Source organism: Herbaspirillum sp. C7C2 (genome assembly GCF_022627865.1).
GTDB lineage: Bacteria > Pseudomonadota > Gammaproteobacteria > Burkholderiales > Burkholderiaceae_D > Herbaspirillum > Herbaspirillum frisingense.
In genome coordinates, this window is record NZ_JABXGI010000044.1 from 1 (window position 1) to 1,303 (window position 1,303).

A 1,303-nucleotide genomic window follows, 5' to 3' on the forward strand; every position below is an offset into this window, starting at 1 on the left:
GGTTCTTCGAAGAATTCCGTGGACTGATTTTCTGAGTTTTGTATCCTGACGGCTTATTGGATAGTCGTCAGGAGGCAAGATGTTGGACCGCAAGACACTTCAGGCACTGGGCTGCTGGACGGGATACAAGCTGGATCGAGTCGTACTTCCAGAGGGAAACAGCCGAACCTTATCCCTCTATCTGAAGGCCACCAGCAAGGTGATGTACTGCCAGGAGTGCGGAACGAAGTGCAACCAGGTCCACGAGACGGTTGTGCGCAGGGTGAGGGACTTGCCCTTGTTTGATTATCGAGTCGTTCTGCATGTGCCACGTCGCCGGGTCTGGTGTGACCAATGCGGCGGACCAAGGCTGGAGCGTCTGGATTGGCTGGGCCGGTATCAGCGCGTCACCGCACGCTTGGCCAGAGCCTGCGGACAGCTTTTGCAGAGCTGCACAGTTCAGGCCGTAGCCGCCTTTTACGATCTGGGTTGGCATACGGTTAAATCGATTGATCTGGCCCGGTTGCGTGAGGCGGTGGTCGAACCGGACTGGGCGGCGATTCGTTATCTGGCGATGGATGAATTTGCACTGCATAAAGGCCATCGTTATGCCACGGTGGTCATAGACCCGATCAGCAGACAGGTTCTGTGGATCGGGCAAGGTCGCTCCCGCGAGACGGCGCGCAGCTTCTTTGAACAGCTGCCAGCGGGTGTGGCACAACGGATTGAAGCCGTGGCGATCGATATGACGACGGCTTACGAACTGGAAATTCGAGAACACTGCCCGCTGGCGGAGATCGTCTATGACCTCTTCCACGTGGTCGCCAAATATGGAAGAGAAGTGATCGACCGGGTTCGGGTGGATCAGGCCAATCAACTACGGCACGACAAGCCGGCTCGCCGGGTTCTGAAGTCTACGCGTTGGCTTCTTCTGCGCAACAAGAACAACTTGAGTCAGGCTCAAGAAGTGCATCTCAACGAAGTTTTAGAGGCCAATGCACCGCTCATGACGGTCTACATTCTGCGGGATGAACTCAAGCGGCTGTGGTTCTACCGCCGAGCTCAGTGGGCAGAAAAAGCGTGGGAACAATGGCAAAGCCAGGCCAAGCAAAGTGGAATCGCAGCATTGAAATTGTTTGCGCAGCGACTTGAAAGCTACTGGCACGGGATCGTTGCCCGCTGCCGTCATCCGCTCAACACCAGCATCGTCGAAGGTATCAACAACACCATCAAGGTCATCAAGCGCAAGGCATACGGCTATCGAGATGAGGAGTACTTCTTCCTCAAAATCAAAGCCGCGTTCCCCGGAAATCTGCGATGAACC

Annotated in this window: 1 protein-coding gene; it reads left to right on the forward strand. The window is 55.6% G+C overall.

Going from position 1 to position 1,303, the window contains the following annotated elements:
• Positions 1–79: 79 nt before the first annotated feature.
• Positions 80–1,300, forward strand: coding sequence for an ISL3 family transposase (locus HWE04_RS24145; RefSeq protein ID WP_241813917.1), 1,221 nt, complete (start codon positions 80–82; stop codon positions 1,298–1,300).
• Positions 1,301–1,303 lie beyond the last annotated feature (3 nt).

Bases quoted from the DNA above. Each gene is read 5' to 3' on its own strand.
- HWE04_RS24145 (WP_241813917.1), top strand. From the start codon at position 80: ATGTTGGACCGCAAGACACTTCAGGCACTGGGCTGCTGGACGGGATAC.